The organism is Cupriavidus sp. OTU4054 (assembly GCF_038440175.1).
In the GTDB taxonomy this organism is placed as follows: domain Bacteria; phylum Pseudomonadota; class Gammaproteobacteria; order Burkholderiales; family Burkholderiaceae; genus Cupriavidus; species Cupriavidus pauculus_D.
This window is the reverse complement of record NZ_JASATF010000001.1, coordinates 530,826-551,899: the sequence shown is the minus strand read 5'-3', so window position 1 is coordinate 551,899 and position 21,074 is coordinate 530,826. Positions and strand designations below refer to the sequence as shown.

At 66.3% G+C, this 21,074-nt stretch carries 21 protein-coding genes; 14 read left to right on the top strand and 7 right to left on the bottom strand.

From position 1 onward, the window contains the following. Window positions 1-38 precede the first annotated feature (38 nt). The 9 genes from AAHB16_RS02775 to AAHB16_RS02735 are packed head-to-tail and all read left to right on the top strand — an operon-like array spanning window position 39 to window position 7,971. Window positions 39-1,331: an NAD(P)/FAD-dependent oxidoreductase gene (locus AAHB16_RS02775; RefSeq protein ID WP_342050003.1), complete on the top strand. Its 1,293-nt coding sequence runs from the start codon at window positions 39-41 to the stop codon at window positions 1,329-1,331. Further along, the gene (locus tag AAHB16_RS02770) at window positions 1,328-2,212 is read left to right on the top strand and encodes a DUF1365 domain-containing protein (protein ID WP_342050002.1); all 885 of its coding nucleotides are present in this window, start codon (window positions 1,328-1,330) and stop codon (window positions 2,210-2,212) included. The genes AAHB16_RS02775 and AAHB16_RS02770 overlap by 4 nt, the downstream gene beginning before the upstream one ends. Continuing rightward, entirely contained in the window at window positions 2,209-3,465 is a 1,257-nt protein-coding gene (locus tag AAHB16_RS02765) for a class I SAM-dependent methyltransferase (RefSeq protein ID WP_411859781.1), read from the top strand. The genes AAHB16_RS02770 and AAHB16_RS02765 overlap by 4 nt, the downstream gene beginning before the upstream one ends. Before the next feature lie 25 nt (window positions 3,466-3,490). Beyond that, window positions 3,491-4,030 (top strand): chalcone isomerase family protein, encoded by a 540-nt coding sequence (locus tag AAHB16_RS02760; RefSeq protein ID WP_342050001.1) that lies wholly within the window; start codon window positions 3,491-3,493, stop codon window positions 4,028-4,030. Further along, window positions 4,027-5,298, top strand: coding sequence for an MFS transporter (locus tag AAHB16_RS02755; protein WP_342050000.1), 1,272 nt, complete (start codon window positions 4,027-4,029; stop codon window positions 5,296-5,298). The genes AAHB16_RS02760 and AAHB16_RS02755 overlap by 4 nt, the downstream gene beginning before the upstream one ends. Next, window positions 5,295-5,831, top strand: coding sequence for a DUF3833 domain-containing protein (locus tag AAHB16_RS02750; protein ID WP_150372196.1), 537 nt, complete (start codon window positions 5,295-5,297; stop codon window positions 5,829-5,831). Before AAHB16_RS02755 ends, AAHB16_RS02750 begins: the two co-directional genes overlap by 4 nt. Before the next feature lie 17 nt (window positions 5,832-5,848). Next, on the top strand, window positions 5,849-6,634 hold the full coding sequence (locus AAHB16_RS02745) for an SDR family NAD(P)-dependent oxidoreductase (protein ID WP_342049999.1): 786 nt from the start codon (window positions 5,849-5,851) through the stop codon (window positions 6,632-6,634). A 12-nt stretch (window positions 6,635-6,646) separates the two neighbouring features. Continuing rightward, window positions 6,647-7,090, top strand: a complete 444-nt coding sequence (locus tag AAHB16_RS02740) for a nuclear transport factor 2 family protein (protein WP_150372195.1) — start codon at window positions 6,647-6,649, stop codon at window positions 7,088-7,090. Further along, a complete protein-coding gene (locus tag AAHB16_RS02735; protein ID WP_342049998.1) occupies window positions 7,087-7,971 on the top strand; it encodes an alpha/beta hydrolase in 885 nt (294 codons plus the stop codon). Before AAHB16_RS02740 ends, AAHB16_RS02735 begins: the two co-directional genes overlap by 4 nt. Window positions 7,972-8,100: 129 nt before the next feature. Here the strand turns inward: AAHB16_RS02735 and AAHB16_RS02730 are convergent, their stop codons facing one another. Continuing rightward, window positions 8,101-9,408 carry a phage tail protein gene (locus AAHB16_RS02730; RefSeq protein ID WP_342049997.1) on the bottom strand — a complete coding sequence of 436 codons (1,308 nt, stop codon included), beginning with the start codon at window positions 9,406-9,408 and terminating at the stop codon, window positions 8,101-8,103. A gap of 225 nt (window positions 9,409-9,633) precedes the next feature. On the opposite strand from AAHB16_RS02730, the gene AAHB16_RS02725 reads away from it, so the two are divergent. Then, window positions 9,634-10,716: a tetratricopeptide repeat-containing glycosyltransferase gene (locus AAHB16_RS02725; protein WP_223851280.1), complete on the top strand. Its 1,083-nt coding sequence runs from the start codon at window positions 9,634-9,636 to the stop codon at window positions 10,714-10,716. Here the strand turns inward: AAHB16_RS02725 and AAHB16_RS02720 are convergent. Continuing rightward, window positions 10,713-10,979, bottom strand: coding sequence for a hypothetical protein (locus AAHB16_RS02720; RefSeq protein ID WP_342049996.1), 267 nt, complete (start codon window positions 10,977-10,979; stop codon window positions 10,713-10,715). The genes AAHB16_RS02725 and AAHB16_RS02720 overlap by 4 nt on opposite strands. A 170-nt stretch (window positions 10,980-11,149) precedes the next feature. Here AAHB16_RS02720 and AAHB16_RS02715 point away from each other — a divergent pair, with 170 nt between their 5' ends. Beyond that, the gene (locus AAHB16_RS02715) at window positions 11,150-11,392 is read left to right on the top strand and encodes a hypothetical protein (protein WP_150372192.1); all 243 of its coding nucleotides are present in this window, start codon (window positions 11,150-11,152) and stop codon (window positions 11,390-11,392) included. An 11-nt stretch (window positions 11,393-11,403) separates the two neighbouring features. On the opposite strand, the gene AAHB16_RS02710 is transcribed toward AAHB16_RS02715, so the two are convergent. The 3 genes from AAHB16_RS02710 to AAHB16_RS02700 form a co-directional block, all read right to left on the bottom strand. Beyond that, entirely contained in the window at window positions 11,404-11,946 is a 543-nt protein-coding gene (locus AAHB16_RS02710) for a cytochrome b (protein WP_342049995.1), read from the bottom strand. Next, complete coding sequence (locus AAHB16_RS02705) at window positions 11,943-13,055, bottom strand: catalase family peroxidase (protein WP_342049994.1); 1,113 nt, start codon at window positions 13,053-13,055, stop codon at window positions 11,943-11,945. The genes AAHB16_RS02710 and AAHB16_RS02705 overlap by 4 nt, the downstream gene beginning before the upstream one ends. Window positions 13,056-13,208: 153 nt before the next feature. After that, window positions 13,209-14,705: a M81 family metallopeptidase gene (locus AAHB16_RS02700; RefSeq protein WP_342049993.1), complete on the bottom strand. Its 1,497-nt coding sequence runs from the start codon at window positions 14,703-14,705 to the stop codon at window positions 13,209-13,211. 84 nt (window positions 14,706-14,789) lie between these two features. On the opposite strand from AAHB16_RS02700, the gene AAHB16_RS02695 reads away from it, so the two are divergent. Both AAHB16_RS02695 and AAHB16_RS02690 read left to right on the top strand, forming a co-directional pair. Further along, on the top strand, window positions 14,790-15,779 hold the full coding sequence (locus tag AAHB16_RS02695; RefSeq protein ID WP_191002117.1) for a LysR family transcriptional regulator: 990 nt from the start codon (window positions 14,790-14,792) through the stop codon (window positions 15,777-15,779). 147 nt (window positions 15,780-15,926) lie between these two features. Beyond that, the gene (locus AAHB16_RS02690; RefSeq protein ID WP_342049992.1) at window positions 15,927-16,898 is read left to right on the top strand and encodes a Bug family tripartite tricarboxylate transporter substrate binding protein; all 972 of its coding nucleotides are present in this window, start codon (window positions 15,927-15,929) and stop codon (window positions 16,896-16,898) included. A 60-nt stretch (window positions 16,899-16,958) separates the two neighbouring features. Here the strand turns inward: AAHB16_RS02690 and AAHB16_RS02685 are convergent, their stop codons facing one another. Next, entirely contained in the window at window positions 16,959-17,900 is a 942-nt protein-coding gene (locus AAHB16_RS02685) for a LysR family transcriptional regulator (RefSeq protein ID WP_223851279.1), read from the bottom strand. Window positions 17,901-18,010: 110 nt separating this feature from the next. Here AAHB16_RS02685 and AAHB16_RS02680 point away from each other — a divergent pair, with 110 nt between their 5' ends. After that, entirely contained in the window at window positions 18,011-19,471 is a 1,461-nt protein-coding gene (locus AAHB16_RS02680; RefSeq protein WP_342049991.1) for an amidase, read from the top strand. On the opposite strand, the gene AAHB16_RS02675 is transcribed toward AAHB16_RS02680, so the two are convergent. Continuing rightward, window positions 19,454-21,040 carry a methyl-accepting chemotaxis protein gene (locus AAHB16_RS02675; protein ID WP_342049990.1) on the bottom strand — a complete coding sequence of 529 codons (1,587 nt, stop codon included), beginning with the start codon at window positions 21,038-21,040 and terminating at the stop codon, window positions 19,454-19,456. The genes AAHB16_RS02680 and AAHB16_RS02675 overlap by 18 nt on opposite strands. Window positions 21,041-21,074: the final 34 nt, after the last annotated feature.

The window sequence follows — 21,074 nt, the reverse complement described above, 5'->3', positions numbered from 1 at the left end:
GGCGCCAGAAAGAACAAAAGCAGAGAGGATGGTGGGTCGTGAGAGCCTTTAAAAGCACAAAACAGGGACAAAGCGTCGCGGTTGTGGGCGCCGGCATTTCAGGGTTGGCCAGCGCATGGCTGCTGTCGCGTCGCCATCGCGTCACGCTGTTCGAGGCAGGCGACTACCTGGGCGGGCATACGAACACGGTAGACGTCACGCTCGATGGGCACACCGCGCCCGTGGATACGGGCTTCCTCGTGTTCAACGAGCGCACCTACCCCAACCTCATCGCCATGTTCGACGAGCTTGGCATAGCCTCCCATGCGAGCGACATGTCGTTCTCGGTGTCGATGGACCATGGCCGCATGGAATGGGCCGGCACGAACCTCAATACCGTGTTCGCCCAGCGCGGTAACGCGTTCTCTCCGACGTTCCTCGGCATGCTGCGCGACATCGTCCGCTTCAACGGCGCGGCGCGGCGCCACCTTGCGGATGCGGAGACCACGCACTGCTCGCTTGGCGACCTGCTCGTGGCGGGCAATTATGGCCAGCCGTTCCAGCAGCACTACCTGTTGCCGATGGCCGCCGCGATCTGGTCGTGCGCCGCCGCCGACGTGCTGCGCTTTCCCGCGGCCACGTTCCTGCGGTTCTGCCTGAACCACGCGCTGCTGCAGATCGCCAACCGCCCGCAATGGCGCACGGTCGCCGGCGGCGGGCGTGCCTACGTGCGGCGCATCGCGGCCGAGCTCGGCGACATCCGGCTGCGGACGCCCGTGCGCGCGATCCGGCGCGATGAGGAGGGCGTCAGCGTGATGACGGACGAAGGGACGTCCAGGTTCGACGCCATCGTCATGGCCACCCATGCGCCCGACACGCTCCGCATGCTGGCCGACGCGAGCGACGCGGAGCGCGAGGTGCTCGGCGCCGTGCGCTACGCGCCGAACGTCGCCATCCTCCATACCGACCCCACGCTTCTGCCGCGGCGGCAACGCGTGTGGTCCGCCTGGAACTACCTGGGCGGCCAGCGCGACGCGTCCTCGCGCGCGGTCTGCGTCAGTTATCTCGTGAACCAGCTGCAGCCGCTGCCGTTCCGAACGCCGGTGGTCGTCACGCTCAACGCATTCCGCGAGCCCGCGCCGGGCACGGAGCTGCGCCGCTTCCACTATCAGCATCCGCTATTCGACCTGCAGGCGATCGCCGCGCAGCGCGCGTTGCCCGCACTGCAGGGCGAGCGCCGCACGTGGTACGCGGGGGCATGGACCGGTTATGGGTTCCATGAAGACGGCCTGAAATCCGCACTGCGCGTGGTCGATGACTTCGGCCTGCTGCCTGCGTGGGCACGGCTATGACGCCCATCGCATGGCTCCTTGCCTCCCGCGTGATGCACGACCGCCTGCGGCCGGTGCGGAACCGCTTCGTCTATCCGGTGTTCTGCCTGCGCGTGAATCTCGATGCGTTGCCCGGGCTCGAGCGCTGGTGGTTCGGCGTGAACCGCGCGCGCATCGTGAGCCTGCGCACGGCCGACTATGGCCCGCGCGATGGTACCGACCTCGCAACCTGGATGCGCGCGCGCCTGCGTGAGGCGGGGCTGCGTGAGGCGGGGCTGCCGGAGGACGGCGAGATCTGGCTGCAGACGTTTCCGCGCATCTTCGGGTATGCGTTCAATCCGGTCAGCTTCTGGTATTGCCACGATCGCGATGGCGCGTTGCGCGCGCTGGTCGCCGAAGTGACCAACACGTTCGGCGGACGGCACGCTTACCTCATCACGGCGCCGAATCTGGGACCGATCGACGAGTCGACCGTGCTCGCCACGCGCAAGTGCCTGCATGTGTCGCCGTTCAACGACGTGCGCGGACACTACGGGTTTCATCTGCGCGAGACGGCCGATACGTCCTTCGTCGGAATCGATTACTTCGACGATGACGGGCTGCTGCTCCGCACGTCGATTGCCGGATGGAAGCGCCCGCTGACCGGTGGCGCGATGTTTGCCGCGCTGCTGCGGCAGCCCTGGGTGACGCTGTCCGTCACGGCGCGCATCCATTGGCAGGCTTTGCGGCTGTGGGTGCGCGGTGTGCCGTTCCATGGCAGCGAGCCGCCCGCATCGCGCGCCGCGCCGCCCGCGCATCCCGAGGCCGCGATGGCCGCCATGCCCCCGACGGCGCCCCTATCCGCGCCAGCTTCCGCAGCCGAACCCCTGTCCGATCTCCTGCCCAACGATATCCGCCCATGAACCGTTCCTCCTCCGGCCTCCGCGTGCAGTCTCGCCTCGGCGACATGCCGATCGCCGCCGGCGCATTCCTGGCCATGCTCAGTCGCCTGACCATCGGGCACCTCGTGGTCACGCTGCCCGACGGCCGCGAGACGATCTTCGGGGATCCGCATGCCGCGCCCGGGGCGCGGCTCACGCTGCGGGACTGGCGCGCCTGCGGCAAGATCCTGCGTGCCGGGGACATCGGCTTTGCCGAGGCGTGGCGGGACGAGTGGGTCGATAGTCCCGACGTCACGGCGCTGCTGCGCCTGGCCATGCGCAACCAGTCCGTGCTGCCGCGCACGATCGTCGGCACATGGCTGTCCCGCCGCTGGTATCAGCTGCGCCATCTGCTGCGCCGGAATACGCCGCGCGGCAGCCGCCGCAATATCCATGCGCACTACGACCTCGGCAATCCCTTCTACGCGCTGTGGCTGGACGACACGTGGTCCTACTCCGCGGCGCTGTTCGACGGCGATTCCGGCCGGACGCTGCACGACGCGCAGGAGGCCAAGTACGCCCATATCGTCGACACGCTGCAACTGCGGCCCGGCATGCGCGTGCTCGAGATCGGCTGCGGGTGGGGCGGCTTCGCGATGCACGCGGCACGCCGCGGCATTCACGTGCATGGCGTCACGATCTCGAACGCGCAACTGGCGCTGGCGCGCGAGCGTGTCGCGCAGGCGGGCATCGGTGGCGATATTGGCGGCCATATCGGTGGCCATATCGATCTGGCATTGTGCGACTACCGCGACCTCCCCGCGCGCGGCGACCACTATGACGCGGTTGTCTCGATCGAGATGTTCGAAGCCGTCGGCGAGGCCTACTGGCGCAAGTACTTCGACATCGTTCGCGCCTGCCTGCGTCCCGGCGGCCGGGCCGTGATCCAGACCATCACGATCGCCGATGCGCATTTCGACGCGTATCGCGCCAGCAGCGATTTCATTCGCGAATTCATTTTCCCGGGCGGCATGCTGCCGAGCCCCGAGCGGCTATCGCGCGTCGCGGCGCGGGCCGGGCTGACGGCGCGCAGCGTGCTGGCCTTCGGTCCCGACTACGCGGAGACGCTTCGGCGCTGGCGCCACGCGTTCCAGGCGCGGCGCGACGATGTCTCCGCGCAGGGCTTCGACGCGGCTTTCCTGCGGCTCTGGCATCTGTACTTCTGCTACTGCGAAGCGGGCTTCGACGAAGGCCGCACCGACGTCATGCAGTTCCTGCTCACGCGCGAGGCCTGACGTGCGAAATACCCGGCCACAGCGCATGGCGATCGCTCTGCTTGCCACGATGGCGACGATCGCGATGATGGCGACGGTGACCGCCGCGCGAGCGGAGGCGTGGCGGGACGCATGGCCGGGTACCGCCGACGTCCGGATGGTAGGCGAAGGCGACTTCCGCTGGTTCGGCATCCGCATCTACACCGCGCAGCTCTGGGCGGCACAGAGCCCGGTCACGCTCGATACGCCGCTGGCGCTGCGACTGACTTACGCCCGCGGCATCTCGGGCGAACGGCTCACCGATACCAGCATGGACGAGATCAAACGCCTCGCCGCGGTGACGATCCCGGAAGCCACGCTGGACCAGTGGCGCGCCGCGCTGTCGCGCGTGCTGCCCGATGTGCGCGCCGGCGACGTGCTGACCGGCGTCTATCTGCCCGGCCAGGGGGCGCGCTTCTACGCGGGGGATCGCGCCCTTGGCGCACTGGAGGACCCCATGCTCGCGCGCGCATTCTTCTCGATCTGGCTCGATCCGTCCACGCGCGCGCCGGCGCTGCGCAGGCACCTGCTGGGCCTGCCGTCATGACCGCGCCCACCGCCAGCCGACTTGCCGCTTATGGCGCCCTGGGATTGCCCCTCGCCATGGTGGCTCTGCCCGTCTACATTCAGGCGCCGGCGTACTACACCACGCGAATGGGCATGTCGCTGTCGCTGGCGGGTATCGTCCTGTTCGCCGCGCGGCTGATCGATACCGCGCAAGACCCGCTGCTTGGATTGTGGGTGGACAAGCTGGCGCGCCGCCATGCGTTGACTCCGGTCATGGGAGGCGCCGCGCTCTGCCTCGCCGTGGCCTTCGCCGCGTTGTGGCTGCCGCCCGTTTCGGGCGACGCCTGGCTGGCGGCATGGCTGGGCGCGACGCTCGTCGCGGTCTACCTTGCCCATAGCCTGATCAACATCGCCTACCTGGCATGGGCCGCGCGTCTCGGCGATGACGATACGCTCGCTCGCGCCGCCGCATGGCGCGAGGGCGCGGGCCTCGTTGGCGTGCTGCTTGCCACCGCGATTCCGGCCACGCTGATCACGATCGCCGGCACCGACGCGCGCCTGGCGATGACCGCCTTTGCGTCGCTATTCGCCGCGCTGCTCGTCGCCGCGCTGTGGATGCTTTTTCGGCTGGCCCCGCCGTGGAATGCGAAAGCCGCCCTGGCGAGCGCCGCGCCAGGGCCATGGCATGCCGTGCGCCACAACCGCGCCTTTCGCGCGCTGCTGGCCCCTTACTTCCTGAATGGCATCGCCGTCGCCATTCCCGCTACCCTCGCGATCTTCTTCATCGAAGACCGATTGATGGCGCCGCAGTGGGTCGCCCCCTGCCTGACGCTGTATTTCGTGGCGGGCGCGGCCGGCCTGCCGGCGTGGGTGCACATCGCGCACCGCATCGGCGCCATGCATGCGTGGCGGCTGGCCATGGCGCTCGCCATCGTTGCGTTCGTGTGGGCGGCGTTGCTCGAGCCCGGCGGCGTCCTGCCGTTTCTGCTCATCTGCGCCATGTCGGGTCTGGCGGTGGGCGCCGACCTCGCGCTGCCGCCGGTCCTGCTGGCCACGCGCATTCCCGCGGGCGAGGGACCCGCCGTCTATTACGGCGTCTGGACGCTGCTGACCAAGCTATGCCTGGCGATCGCAGGGCTCACGTTGCCCGTCCTCGCATGGCTGGGCTACCAGCCGGGAACGCCGGCCATCGGCGCGACGGGGCACGCGCTGGCGTTCATGTATGCCGGTCTTCCTTGCGTTCTCAAACTTGCCGCGATGGCGCTGCTTCGTTCCGCCCGGTATCCGGCGCAGGAGATGTCCTCATGAAATTCGTTGCCACTCTGGGCGCCATCGCCGTCGCCGCGCTCTGCACGGCATGCTCCGCGCCGGACGTCGCCCACTACGCCGACCAGAAGCCGGCCCTCGACGTTGCCCGCTTCTTCGCGGGACGCACGGAGGCGTGGGGCATGTTCCAGAAGCGGAGCGGCGAGATCGTCAAGCGCTTTTACGTCGACCTGCAGGGGCAGGAGCGCGATGGGCGCTTCGTGCTCGACGAGGATTTCCGCTACAGCGACGGCACGACGCAGCATCGCACATGGACGCTGACGCGGGCCGCCGATGGCAGCTGGCAAGGCACCGCGCCCGATGTCGTGGGCAGCGCGAGCGGCCAGGCCGCTGGCAACGTCCTGCGGTGGCGGTACACGCTGCAATTGCCCGTCGATGACAAGACCTATGACGTGCAGTTCGACGACTGGATGGTGCTCGTGGACGACCGCACGCTGATCAATCGCGCGCGTGTCACCAAGTTCGGTTTCGAAGTCGGCCAGGTGACGGTGTTCTTCCGCCGTCCCGCTCCCTGAATCAGGCGGATGTCGCCATGCATGGCTTTTCCATGAACCCTCGCTGGACGGACTGGGCCGGAAAGCGCGTCTGGATCGTCGGCGCTTCCAGCGGCATCGGCGCGGCGCTGGCGCAGGCGCTGCTGGCGCGGGGCGCGCACGTCGCGGTCTCCGCGCGGCGGGCCGGAGCGCTGGCTGCCGTGATCGACGGTCATCCATGCGGCCTGGTCGCGCCGATGGACGCGCGCGTCCCGTCCGACTGGGTGACCGCGCACGATGCCTTGTGCCAGGCGTGGGGCGCGGTAGACATGATCGTCTTCTGCGCCGCCGACTACCGGCCGCTGCGTCCGTGGGAAATCGACGCGGCCGAGGCGAGCAATACGATCGAGACGAACCTGTCGAGCGTCTACTACGGTCTGGCCGCCGTGCTGCCGGCGATGATGTCGCGCCGGGGCGGCAGCCTGGTGATGCTCGCCAGCGTGGCAGGCTACCTCGGCCTGCCGAACGCCACCATCTACGGACCGACGAAGGCCGCCATGATCAACCTGGCGGAGCTGCTATACGCGGAGCTGCATCCGCACGGCATCGGCGTGTACCTCGTCAACCCCGGGTTCGTGAGCACGCGGCTCACGGCGCGCAACGACTTCACGATGCCGGCCCTGCAGACCACCGAGGAGGCCGCGGCGTCGATCCTGTCCGGCCTCGCGCGCGGCCGGTTCGAGATCGCATTCCCGTCGCGATTCACCTCGGTCATGCGCCTGCTCAGCATGCTGCCGTATCGGTTGCGGCTTTCGCTGCTGCAACGATTGATGAACTCTTCCTGAACATGGCATGACATGACTACCGCCACCCGAGATTCGCAAACGCTTTCGGCGCTGCTCGACTGGTACGCCTCGCTGACGCCCCAGTCGCTGTACGACCTCCCGCGCTACTACGCGGACGATGCGCGCTTTACCGATCCCTTCAACAGCGTGCGGGGCCACGCGGCCATTCAGGCGTTGTTCGCGCATATGTTCGAGACCGTCGACGCTCCCCGCTTCGCGATCGAGCGCCAGGTCATGGGCGACCAGGAAGCCTTCGCCACATGGGTGTTCACGGGCGCGGTGCGTGGCCATGCGTTCGTCGTGCCCGGCAGCACGCATCTGCAATTCGACGACGATGGGCGCGTGTGCATGCATTGCGATTACTGGGACGCCGCCGCGTTGTGGCGGCAGCTCCCGGTGATCGGCGCGCCCGTACGCTGGCTTCAGCGGCACTTTGCCGCGCCCCCGACCCGATGAGCGCGAGAGCGATGTGGCGCGTGGCGGCGACGGCGTTCCTGCTGTCCATCGGTGGATGCTCGACGGTCGATGCGCTGAATGCATTGACGCCGTCGGGCGACTACATCCACCTGAAGGACATCGCCTACGCGGCAGGCGATCGCGGGCAGCTAGACGTCTATGTGCCGCGTGAACCGGCCTGTGGCGACAAGGCGCCCGTCGTCGTGTTCTTCTACGGCGGCACGTGGAATTCCGGGTCGCGCGCGGACTATGCGTTCGTGGGCGCCAATCTCGCGCGCCACGGCATTCTGACGGTCATCGCCGATTACCGGCTCTATCCCGAGGTCACCTATCCGGATTTCCTGACCGACAGCGCGCAGGCCGTGGCATGGACACTGCGCAGCATCGCGGCCTACCGTGGCGATCCCTCGCGGGTCTTCGTCATGGGCCACAGCGCGGGCGCCTACAACGCCGCGATGATCGCGCTCGACAAGCGGTGGCTGACGGCGGCGGGGGCGTCGCCGACGCAGCTGCGCGGGTGGATCGGCCTCGCGGGGCCTTACGACTTCCTGCCGATCGTCAATCCCGATGCGCAACCGGTTTTCCATCATCCGGACTATCCAGCCGACTCGCAGCCGATCGACCTCGTCACCCGGCAATCGCCGCCTTCGTTCATCGGTGTCGACATCGGCGACCGGCTCGTGGATCCCGAGCGCAATTCGCGGCAGATGACGCAAAAGTTGCGCGCGGCCGGCGTGCCGGTGACCCATCGCGAATACGGCCATCTCTCGCACACGCTGCTCATCGGCGTGTTTTCCACGCCATTGCGCTGGCTGTCTCCCGTCAGCGACGACGTGTCGGCGTTCGTGCTGAGCGGCAGCGGATGCGGCGGCAAGGGGTGATGGCGCGCGCTCTGCCTTCCAGGCGGATTGGATGCGCCGGGGCGATGGTCACGACAGCGACAAAAAGGCCGCCCGACAGAGTGGGGCGGCCTTGCCATTTGCGCTGCCAGGAGCCAAAAGGAGGGGACCTTATTGTCGGGTGGGGAAGATACCCTGCGTGCAGATCACGTAGTACAGGCCGGTAGGCTCCAGCGGCCGAAGATCCGGCAGCCGGAAGTTGCTGACGCCGTCGCCGCCGAACTTCGTGCCCAGCAGCGCGAACAGGGCTTGATTGCTCTGAATGCTCAGGATGCGGCCGTCGGCATGCGTCCCGCCAGCCGCGAAGCTGGCGGCGGACAGCCACACGGTCGCCATCGTGCAGTCAGCGCCGGTGCCATCGCTCACGGTGGTGTCGGGATTGCCCAGGCCGGGAACCGTGCCAGCAGGTCCCGTGGCGCCCGTTGCGCCAGTCGAGCCGGTCGCGCCCGTGGCACCGGTGGCACCGGTGGCACCCGTAGCGCCTGTGGGCCCGGTTGCGCCCGTTGCGCCCGTGGCACCCGTTGCCCCTGTCGCGCCGGTCGCGCCGTTTGAACCGGATACGCCGGTGGCACCGGTGGCGCCGGTCGGGCCCGTAGCACCCGTAGCACCTGTGGCCCCCGTGGCGCCGGTAGCGCCGGTGGCACCCGCTGCACCGGTGGCGCCTGTCGGCCCCTGCGGACCCGTCGCGCCGGGCGACCCATCCACGCCGTTCGCGCCCGTCGCACCCGTGGCGCCCGTCGCCCCGGTCGCCCCCGTCGCGCCAGTGGGGCCTACCGGACCTACCTTGCCCTGCGCCACATCGCTCGATAGCGCGGCCAGCGTCGAATTGGCCTGCTTGAGCTTGGCCGCGATTTCCTCAAGGCGATCGTCGTACTTGTCGCCGTTGCGGGGGTTGAACTTCTGATTCAGCAGATTCAGCGAATCGGCGTCGACACCAAGGGACGCCAGGCGTTGCTTGACCTGCGTGATGGCCAGCGCGAGCTTGTCGCTGGCGGCTGCGGCGGAGACCGTGGAAAAACTGGTGAAAAACGCCTCGGTATCGGCACTGCCGGACGCTGCGGCGACGACGAGCTCGGTAATCGGCGTGACGTTGGTCGTGCCGGCACTTTCGATGTACGAATGCAACACTTCACCGGTGGCAGTGGTCACGCGCAATACGCAAGGCAGTGCCAGATTTGCCGTGGTAGCGCTCCAGCTGCCATCCGTGCCGGTGGTGACGGTCGCTTGCCCGCTGACGCATTTGATCGTCAGCGCGGCGTTGGTGATCGGCGCACCTGTGGCCGCCGTACCGGAAATCGTGGCTGCCGGCAGGGCCGTGGGGGTGCTTGCGCTGGTTCCTGTGCTGTCATCGCCGCCGCAGCTTGCAAGAAGTACAGCCGTGGCGATCGAAAGGGCGGCAGCCCATTGTCGTTGTTTCATTTTTCCCATTCCCGTCAAAGATTGATAGATTTCGAAGACCCGGCCTCCGGCGCGGTTATGCGGACCACTGCCCGTGGCGGCCAGCATGTTAGCCATGAACGGTTCAAACGGGTTATTGCATTGTTGCCCCCCCTCGGAGGGGCAGACAGAACGCGCGCGCGATTCGCGCGGGACCGGCAAAGCGGGTATCCTTCGCCCGGATTTTTGCCACTCGGAGAGTCTGACGTGCCCCGCATCTGCCTGAACATGATCGTCAAGGACGAAGCCCCGGTCATCGAACGCTGCCTGGCCAGCGTGAAGCCGTGGATCGACCATTGGGTCATCGTGGACACCGGGTCGAGCGATGGCACGCAGGACGCGATCCGCCGATTCATGGCCGACTTGCCGGGTACTCTGCATGAGCGGCCATGGCGCGATTTCGCGCACAACCGCAACGAGGCCATGGCGCTTGCCCGCACGGCCATGGCAGGCGTGGACGATTACGTGCTGTGTATCGATGCCGACGAAACGCTCCGCATGGAACACGGCTTCGCGTGGCCCGACCTGCAGGCCGACGGCTACCAGTTTCGCTGCGAGCTGGATGGCTGGCACTATTTGCGCAACGCGCTGGTACGCGCGCGTCAGCCATGGCGGTGGGAAGGCGTGCTGCATGAATTTCTGACGCAGGACGGGCCGCACCGCTGGGAGGCGCTCCCGCACGCCACCATCGTCGTGTCACGCGACGGCGCGCGAGCGCGCGATCCGCAGACGTACCTGCGCGACATCGAGGTCCTCGAGAATGCAGTCCGCGAGGTGCCCGACAACACGCGTTATCGCTTCTATCTCGCGCAAAGCTATCGCGATGCGGGCAAGCTGGGCGAGGCCATCCAGCACTACCAGGACCGCGCCGCGATGGGCGGCTGGGAAGAGGAAGTCTGGTACGCGCGCTTTCAAATCGGCGCGCTGCGGGAACGGCGCGGCGACGCGCGGGAGGACGTTCAGGCAGCCTATCTCGATGCCTACCAGTTCCGCCCTGCGCGCGCGGAGCCGCTTTGCGCGCTGGCGCGTTACCACCGGCTGCGAGGCGAATTCGCGCTGGCCCACCTCTATGCGCAGCAGGCCGCCGCCGTGCCGCGTCCGGCCGACTCGCTATTCATTGACGATGGCGTCTATGCATGGCGCGCACTGGATGAGCTCGTCGTCAGCGCATATTACGTCGGCGCCATCGAACAGGGCCGCGACGCGCTTCGGCGGCTGCTTGCGGGTGGGCAATTTCCTCAGCATGAACGCGACCGCATCATGGGCAATTGCCGGTACTACGGTCTCTAAAAGCGCTGGCCGTCCGGCGCCATCGAAGCGATGAGCCACGGGACGACGCGGCGGGCTGCCGCGAGTGCTTCCGCACGCGAAGCGAAGGACTGATTGGCGAAATGCCGAACCGATGTCCAGACGCCGCCGTCCTCGGGGTCCTTTCGGAATTCCTCGAAGCCGAACGTCCGGTCTGGGCGCGTGAAAAGGTCGACGCAGCGATTCCCTTCCGGGTTCTCCAGGCTTTCAAAAACCACCCACGACTTGTCCAGCAGTTTTGGCACCGTATCCTCCGGATCGTTGAGCAAACTTGACGCGCCATTGACGAGGGCGACCCAGTATGGGCTTCCCGCGATAGCAAGACTATCAGCCCGCAGGCCCAATATCGGCGTATGCTCGATAGCGACAGCGGGTCGTCGCAGGTATTGCTTCGCCACAGCGAGAGGGAGACATCATGTCAAGACAGATCAAGAACAAGGCCGAACTGCGCGCCATGCTGCGTGCCGAACAGGCCAGGCATCCGGAATGCGAAGGGTCGTGCTTCGGGGATGTCTGCTGGCACGCGGCCGATGACGAAGGCTGCAACTGGAAGCTGTCGACGATGGAAGGTGGCAACTGCGCCGCCTGCCTGGCGGCGATCCAGCCGTACGTGACGCAGCTGCGCGCGGCTTACAACGTGCCGGAAGAGGGGAAGTAAGCTCCGGGACGCTACCGCGCCTTGCCCGTCGTCATCGACGCCAGCACGCCATCACGGCGAATCAGTCCGTGAAACAGCGCCGCGGCGAAGTGCAACAGCAGGGCGAGGAACAACGCGAACGCGCCTGTCGTGTGCAGTTGCCGCAGGGACGCGTAAAGCTGCGGATCGTGCGGCAGGATCGGCGGCAGTTCGGTCGTGCCCCACAGCACGATCGGGAATGCGCCCGCCGACTGCATGCCCCAGCCCACCAGCGGCATGGCGATCATCAGCGCATACAGCAGCAGATGCGACGCATGCGCGGCGATGCGCTGCGGTGCCGGGAGGGAGGCGGGCAGCGGCGGCGGCCGGTGCGTCAGCCGGTTGATCAGGCGCAGCACGGCAAGCAGCAGGATCGCGATGCCGATGGGGCGGTGCAACGTCAGCAACGTGGTGTAACGGCCGGATACCGTCGAGACCATGCCGATACCGATAAACAGCATGGCCACGATCAGCACCGCCATGACCCAGTGCAGCAGACGCGAGAGGAAGGAAAAGCCCTGGACACGGTCGCTCATGATTTGCCTCCGGCTTTCACGTCGGATTCGGTGATGGCGCTGGGCGGCTTGGCCCCGCGCTCGTGCTCGCGCAACTGGAAGGATCGCGCATAGGCGGCCGAACGCGCGCTCGGGATGCCATCGGCCGATACGCGAATGCCGGCCGGCAGCACGGTGGGGTCGAACGTGATATCGGTGCAGCTCCCGCCGGCACTGTCCTCGCTCGCGAGCGTATCGAGCGTGACGGTGCCGATATCGACCTGCTTGCGACCTTCGGGCCAGGGCAGATCCGGGCGCACCGGATCGTCGGGATTGCCGATCGTCACGATGACCTTCCATTTGAGCGGCCTGGCCGCGTCCGCGATCAGCGCATCGAGCAGATAGTTCTTGTCCGCCTGCTGTGGGCCGACCGGAGCAAACGCCTGCTCGGGGACGAACGACCAGCGCACCGGTGCCGAGGCACCGTCGCGGTTCACGAACAGGAACGTGTTCAGGCCGTTGTAGGTGGTGTTGGCAAAGCCGGACGATTGCCGGCGCTTGCCGACGATGCCCATCGCCGTGAGCACCTCGGGATGGGCGGCCGCGAAGGCCTTCATCTTCTCGGGATCGGGCTTGCCGGTCCTGGGGTCCGGCACGCGCGTCATCATCTGTGCGTAGAACGTGTCGGCATCGGCGACCGGGAAGACCGGAATATCGATCATGGCCACGCGCCATTCCTCGCCACCCGGGGGCTTGATCTGCAGCGCCAGGCTGCGGACCAGCGCCGGGCCATCGGACACGTACGGCATGCCGCCGGCAAAGGCGAAGCGGCCTGTCACGGGGTAATGACCGGGTTTCAGCAGATCGGCCCGGCTGAACGGCGCGCCATCGCCGGAGGCGTCGAACCAGCCCGTGGCACAGACGCCCTTGGCGTGGTTGCGGCGAAAGCCGATATGTCGGCCGCTGGTGGCCTCGAAGCCATCGACCACGCGATGGGGCGAGAGCCGCTCCGGTGTCAGCCATCCGCCCGTGTAGGCAAACGCGCCGGCGAGGCACAACGTTGCAAGTCCGATCGCGCCGAGGCGTATCGCCAGCGCGGCAGGGCCGAGTCTGGGGGGAAGCCCCGGAGGGTTCCGCTTGTCCTGATCCATGGTCACTCAAGCCTGATTCGATCCGGGCAAGCGTACGCGCTTGTGTGTCGCCAAGTCCTCGCCAAGTCCTCCCCAAACCTTAAACTTTCTGTGATAACTGCACCGCACCCAGCGGATCCGCGGCGATGCGCGCCGTGGCAATGCGTGTCTTGTTCAGGGTCGCAGACGCGTTGACGGGGAGATCTTTTTCCACGGGAGTTCGGCAGGGTCGACAAGCAGCTGTCCGCGCGCCAACGCGAACAGGATGTCCCGCTCCGGGTTCTCCACCAGGCGATCGAAATCCGCGCGGAAGTGGTGGGAGCTCTTGACCACGATGATCTTCATCGCTTCCGGTTCGATATCGACCATCCGGAAAAGCTCGCGGTCCTGAGCGCCAATCCTGCCGCTCGCCACCACGATCAGGATGCCCTCCAGTTCAAGGCACGCAGTCTTGCCCAGCTGGGTCTGGAATCCCGTCATCTTCGGACCCTTGAAGGTCGTGATGCCGTCGGACAACGCGCGGACCAGAAAGCGACCCTGCACGGGCGGCTCGCTCGGTCCCGCCGGGGTACACACCGATTCGCCGATTGCCATGTCGAGGTACTCGCCGACACCGGCGCGATGCGCCGCGTCCGCGGCAACCGGGTCGTAGAGCACCCCGAGTGCCACGCGCCGCGGCAACGCGGTCCCCGCGCCTGCCTTGACGAGCGCATGCAATACGCCCGTTGTCGAGCCCGTTCCGCCGATGCCCGGGTTGTCCTGGGTGTCCGCAACCATGACGGTGCCTTTGGTCACGGCGGCGCGTGCCAGCGCGGCCTTCACGGCGTCGTCCGCGGTCTGCGCGGTGAGCTGCCATTGGGTCGGCTCCGAGATATGCGCGAAGAGTCTGGCGGCGGCGGCTTCGGCACGGTCTCCGTGAGACCAAATGACCGGCGCGCACTCGTCGAAGTCGGATGCCGGAAAGCCCATGCAAAAGCTCGATACGGTGCCAAACTCGCGATCCACTTCGGCGACAAGCTCGTAGCAGCCTTTCGCTGGCTGGGAAGATGTGCCCTGCGAATTGATGGAGATGAGATAGGGAAGCCGATGCGAGCTTGTTTTCTCCGCGCCGCCGTTCGCAACCAGTCGCTCGAGCAGCTCCGCTGCGCGCTCTCCGGTTTTGACGTAGTCGATGTGAGGATAAGTGCGGAACGCGACCATGGCGTCCGCCAGCTCGAGCATGGTGCGGGTGACGTTCGCGTGAAGGTCGAGACTGACGACGATGGGCATATCCTTGCCCACGATTGCACGGATGACCGACAACAACTCGCCTTCCGCATCGTCGTGGGATTGCGTCAGCGCCGCGCCATGCAACTCGAGATAGATCGCATCGAAGTCGAGCCGTCGCACATCCGCGGCGATGGTCGTGCAGATGCGCGCGAACGCTTCGTCGGTGACATACGAGGAAGGGACCGCGCCGCACCAGAGACTGGGGACCAGTGTCCAGCCACGTTGCCGCGCTTGCCTCGCAAAGCCCGTGGCGGAGACCTCGACGCTGGCGATCATGTCGAGCGTGGCCTGACCATGGGTCGGTTTCGGAAACGTCTCGCCGCGCTCGAATGCGGCCCAGTCGGCCAGATTCTCGGCGAAGGTATTCGTTTCGTGCTTGAAGCCTGCGACGAGTACGCGCATGTTGAGCTCGATAAGGGTTTCGTTGACAGGATTCTTGTCGTGAATACACTGATGCACAATCGCTTCTTAGTACGGTGGCCCGTAATGAAACTATTGTCCCCCGGTGATCCGCCCGCGTTGTCTGCCTCCGAACTTGCCTGGTTGCGCTGCTTCGACGCCGCGGCCCGGTGCGCGAGTTTCACCAAGGCAGCCAGCGAGCTTCACATCTCGCAAAGTGCCGTAGGCCAGCAAGTGAAGAAGCTCGAAGAGCGGCTGGGGCATCCACTGGTCTTGCGTACGCAGGCAGGTCTCAGGCTGACGCGGGAGGGTGAGCAGCTGTTCGCGGCGACGCGCGAATCGTTCCGGGGGCTGGAGTCGGCAGTCCATCGATTGCATGTTGCCCGCATCGGGGAGCCGGTCAACGTCAGTTGCTCTCCGTCGTTCGCGATGTTCTGGCTGACGCTACGGCTCGACAACTTCTACCGGGCATATCCCCATCTGACGCTTCGGGTCGTGGGAGACTCACAGCACCCGGAAGGCGTGCGAATCTCTCAGGAGAGTCTTGCGGCCGCCATTCGCTTCGAGCTGCCCCGCAACCAGGCAACCGACGACGACGTTCTGTTCGATGAATGGCTCGTGCCCGTGGCCACGCCTGCGTTCATGCAGGCGCATCCGGAGGTGCAATCTGTCGGCGATCTCCGTGGCGAGCATCTGCTGCACGCCGCGGATCCTTCGGAGGGTACCGAGCCCGCACAGGAGTGGGCGACATGGCTATCCGCGATCGGTCACGACATGCCGGCGGCCAACTTGCGCCGCGGCACCCAGTTCAATCATTCGCTGCTCGCGATGCAGGCGGCACTTGGAGGGCAGGGCGTGGCCATGGGGAGGGTCGCGCTGGTCCTCAGATATCTCCTGCAAGGCAGGCTCGTCACGCCGTTCCGGCAACGTGTCCGGCTCGATGCCAGCTATCGGATGATTATCAATGCGCAGCATCCGGAGGCGTCGACGATTCGCAGCTGGCTGCGCGGCGAGGCGGATGTGTTTGTCGCGCAGCGCGACTCGCTCTTCGACAGCGAGCATGTGGAGACGGTCTAGCGGTCGGCTGCGCTGCCGGCCGCAGGGGAGCGAATAAAGTTTTACTTCGGTGCCTGCAACTACAGCGATGTTGTTTCCTGCCCCTGCCGCACTGCAATATGGTGGTGCGCCGGGGAGCGCGCGGCGGGTGACAACACTAGGAGTTGCATGATGATCTTTTCACTTCCATTGCGGGCTTGTCTTGCGGGGCTGGCGCTTGCGTTGACCTGTGCGGGCGCGCACGCGGCCGAGGATGGCCGTCCGATTCGACTGATCGTTCCCACGCCTCCCGGGTCCGCGTCCGACGCGCTCGCGCGTGCGTTGGCGACGCCGTGGGGAAGCGCGAGCGGGCATCCGATCGTGGTGGAGAACTATGCCGGCGCGGGGACCACGATCGGCACGCGCCAGATCGCGCGCGCGGCAAAGGATGGATTGACACTCGGGGTCATGAGCTCCAACCACACGATCAATCCGTGGCTCTACAAGCATTTGCCCTATGACCCGATTGCCGACTTCACGCCGATTGCCATGATCGGCACGGTGCCGTCGATGTTGGTTGCCAACAACCGCGTGACGGCAAACTCGGCAACGGAACTGGTGGCGCTCGCCAGGTCATCGAGGCAATCGCTCGTGGAAGGTGTGGTCGCGGGAACCAGTTATCACCTGGCGAGCGAGGTGTTCAAGGAGCAAGCCGGGATCACGACGAGTCCGATTCCTTACAAGGGCTCGACGCAGATCATCACGGACCTGCTGGGGGGCACGATCGATATTGCCTTTGTGGCGGCGCAGGCCGTGGCGCCATTGGTGGCGACGGGCAAGCTGAAAGCCCTGGCGATGACGGGCGCCGTGCGCAGCGACGTGGCCCCACAGGTCCCCACGCTCAGGGAAAGCGGCTTCCCGCGCTATAACGTGGATGTCTGGCTCGCCATCATGGGGCCTGGCGGGCTGAAGCCTGAAGACGTTGCGGCACGGCGCAAGGAAGTCTTGCAGGCACTGGCTCAGCCGGAAATGATCGCCACGATGCGACGCCAGGGCGTGCAGCCTCTTGCGATGGAGCAGGCCGCGATCATTCCTTTCATCAAGGAGGAATTGAAGCGCAACAAGCCGATCGTGGAAAAGCTTCAGATATCGGTGGACTGAGAGGGGATGCGTGGAGGGCGATCCACGCATCCGTCGGCGCCGATGAACTCGAGCCAGCGCTTACGCCGTACGCGTAAAACGCAGCTGCGTCTTCAGGTAGCTCAGGAACGCGCGAAGCTTTGGCGATGACACGCGCTCGCGTGGATAGAGCGCATTGAGATCTTGCTGGGGGCCGATCCATTCGGGCAGCACTTTGCGCAGGCGCCCGGCTTCGACTTCCTCCGCCATGCTGGCGTCCATCGCGAGCAGCACCCCGTTACCGGCGCGCGCGGCGTCCAGTAGCAGTATCGGGTCGCTTGCGACGATCACGGGATCCACGATGAAGTGTTTTGGCTTGCGCCCCGCCTTGCGCAATGGCCATGCGTAGCCGCTGTCGGTGCGCGCCTGATGCAGCGCGAGCGCGGGAAGCCGATGCAGATCGTCCGGACTCTCGAGCGCGCCATGCGCCTCGATGAATGCGGGGCTCGCGTAAAGGGACGTCGGGAAACTGCCGAGTCGCTGCGCGACCAGGCTCGAATCCGGCAGCGCACCCAGACGCAGCGCGACATCCACGTTCTCGCCGAACAAGTCGAGCGGCACATGCGTCGCGACAATCTCGACGCGTACATCGGGGTATCGCGTGCAGAAGCCGGAGATCAACGGCGCAACCCACGTGGCGCCAAACGAATAGGGAAGGGTCACGCGCAGCCAGCCACCGGGCGCGCCGCGAATGCGTTGGACGGCGTTCTCTGCCTCGGCAAGTTGTTGGGCGATGCCGTTGCATCGCTCGAAATACGCGGCGCCGGCCTCTGTCACGCGCAGCTTGCGCGTCGTCCGATGCAGTAGCGATGCGCCGAGATGCGTCTCGAGTGCCCGCACGCGCCTGCTTACCGTCGCCTTGGGAATCTGCAGTGCGCTCGCGGCAGCGGTGAAGCTACCCGACTGCACGACGCGGACAAAGATGAGGGTGTCGTTCAGATCTCTGATCATCGGACCGTGGTACTCGCTGGGATGATTCGGCATGCAAGGCTTCGCGGCATTGTCTCATTAATGGCGCAATCCTTGCCACGCAGGCCCACTAATCGACGCGAGCGATCTGCCCTATCGTTTCCTTCACATGACACGGAGGAAATATGAAGCTCAGCGAATACACGGCATACGATGCGATGGGGCTGGCTGCGTTGGTCGCAAACGGCGATGTCACGGCCGTCGAACTTGCCGACCTCGCGCGCGAGGCCAACGAGGCCGTCAACCCGGCGCTCAACGCCGTCATCGAATGCTGGCCCGCGGCCGAAAGCGGGAGCGCAAATCCGCGGGGCGGGCCGCTTGCCGGCGTGCCGTTCCTGATCAAGGATCTCGCGGTCAGCATGCAAGGCAAGAAGCTGGAGCTGGGAAGCCGGCTGGCGAGAGGCGTCGTCGCCGCGGAGGATTCGTGGTTGATGTCGCGCTTTCGCGCGGCGGGACTCGTCACCGTCGGACGCACGGCAACGCCCGAGATGGCGTTCAGCACGACTACCGAATCCGTGCTGCAAGGCGCGACCCGTAACCCGTGGCTGCCGGAGCTGAGTGCTGGCGGCTCGAGCGGCGGGGCGGCCGCGGCCGTCGCGGCGGGCGTCGTCCCGCTCGCCCATGCGACGGATGCCGCGGGTTCCATTCGCGTGCCGGCCGCGTCCACCGGCCTGTTCGGGCTCAAGCCGACACGTGGCCGCAGCTCGAATGGACCGTCGCTTGATGAAGTCTTCGCGGGGTTCGGTGTGCAACTGGGCGTGAGCCGCAGCGTGCGGGACAGCGCCGCGCTACTCGATGCCATCCATGGCCACGCGATCGGCGATCCCTATGTCACCGCGGCGCCGGCACGAAGCTTCCTGTCCGAAGTCAGCCGTGAGCCCGGCAAGCTGACCATCGGCCTGATGCTCGACCCGTGGAACGGCGAGCGCACCGATCCCGTGATTTCGGCCGCGACGCTATCGACCGTGCATCTTCTTGAAGACCTTGGCCATACGGTCATCGAGCTCCAGCCGACGCTCGGCCTCTCCTGGGACGCCTTCGTGCGGATGAATGCAACGATATGGACTGCCACGCTCGTCGGCCGGATCGAGGGCCTGGCGTCCGCGACCGGCCGTCCGATCGACGACACCATGCTCGAGCCCGCCACGCTGGCCTGTTTCCGCTATGGCAAGGAGGAGAAGGCGTCGGAGTTTGCCGCGGCGCTGGCGATGCGCAACGTGGTCTCGCGATCGGTCGGTGCGTGGTTTGGGGACGTCGACGTGTTGCTGACCCCCACATTGCCGCAGATGCCACTCGCGATCGGCGCCTATGGAGAGGGGGCCGGATCGATGAGCGGCCTCGACTGGACGCAGCGGGTGTTCCGGCATTCGCCGTTCACGCCACCGTTCAACGTCGCCGGCGTCCCGGCCGCGTCCGTTCCGCTCGAAACGCATCCGGCAACCGGGCTGCCGATCGGCATGCAGTTCGCAGCGGGGTTCGGGCGGGAGGACACGTTGCTCAGCCTTGCCGGGCAACTCGAACGCGCCCGGCCCTGGAAGGATCGCCGGCCACTGGTGTGGGCGGGACGATCAGCCGATGTGCGCTAGCGCGAACTGGCCTGCGGTCTTGAAGTACATGACATCGTCCTTCATGCCGACTGCCTGCTCGCGCAGCGCCTGCGCGGCCGCGGACGATTCCTCGACCAGCGCCGCGTTCTGCTGGGTCACCTGATCGATCTGGGCAATGGCAAGGCTCACCTGCTCGAGATTCTTGCTTTGCTCGTCGGAGGCCGCGGAAATCTCGCGGATGATATCCGAGACGTGCGCAATGGCCGTGCTGATCCGCTCCATCGCGGCGCTGACCCCCTGGGCCTGCTGAGCCCCCACCTGCACCTTGACGGTCGAGGTCTCGATCAGTTCCTTGATTTCCTTGGCCGCGCCCGATGCCCGTTGCGCGAGCGAGCGTACCTCGCCGGCAACGACCGCGAAACCTCGGCCTTGCTCCCCCGCACGTGCCGCTTCGACCGCGGCATTGAGCGCGAGGATATTGGTCTGGAATGCGATGCCTTCGATCATGCCGGTGATCTCGGCAATCTTCGCCGACCCGGCGCTCACCTCGCTGACGGTCTGCACCATCGCGGCCACGTCGGAGCGGCCGGACTCCGTCATCTCTCTGGCATTGCCCGCGAGGGACGTTGCCTGGCGCGCATGGTCGGCATTCTGATTCACCGTTTCCGTGAGCTGGACCATGCTGGCCGCCGTCTGCTCGATCGAGGCAGCCTGCTCCTCGGTGCGGGAAGACAGATCGAGATTGCCGGAGGCGATCTGACCGGCCGCACTGGCGACCGCCACGCTGGCGGCGCGGATATTGCCGACCGTGCCGCCGAGCTTGTCGTTCATGTCCTTCAGCGCCTGCAGCAACTCGCCGGTCTCGTCGCTGGACGTCACGACGATCTCGCTGGACAAGTCTCCGTCGGCCACGCGACGCGAGACGCCGACAGCCAGCGCCAGCGGACCGCTGATGCTGCGCGTCAGGAAGTACGCGCAGAGGATGCCCAGGACCAGCACAAGGGCTTCGAGCACGAGCAGCAGCGTGCGGCTCTGGGCGGAAACGCCATCGATCTTTCGGGCGGTATCGTCGATGGACCGGCGCTGCATCTCGACCAGTTCGCGCATGGCGCCCTGATAGGCGTTTGCCGCCGGCGTGAAGACCTTGTCCAGAAGGCGCATGGCTTCCTCGACATTACCGGCCGCCTTGGCCTTGTTGATGTCGTCGCGAGAGCTCAGGTAAGCCTTCCGCGATTCGCCGAGCTTGCTGAATAGCGCCTTTTCTTCGTCCGTGGAGAGCAGGGCCTCTACACGCTTCTGCAGTTCGCCCGAGCTCTTGGACGAAGCCGCGGCCTCTTCGGCGAAATAGGGCCCCAACGCGGGATCGCTGCTCTTTGCGATGGCGCTCGTGCGCCGGATGCCCGATGCCAGGTTCGCATACCAGTCGCCGATGAGCCTTTCCTTGAGGAGCGGCACCGACATCATCTCGCGCGTCGCGGTGGCAACGTTTTCGAGTCGCCAGATGGCGATCGCGGTAATCGCAATCGAAAATACCAGAATCAATGAAAAGCCAAGCGCGAGTCGCTTGCCAATCTTCATGTTGCCGATGAACCCGATACCTTTCCCCATACCTTCTCCCCCGTTTCCCGTTTGATATTTGTCG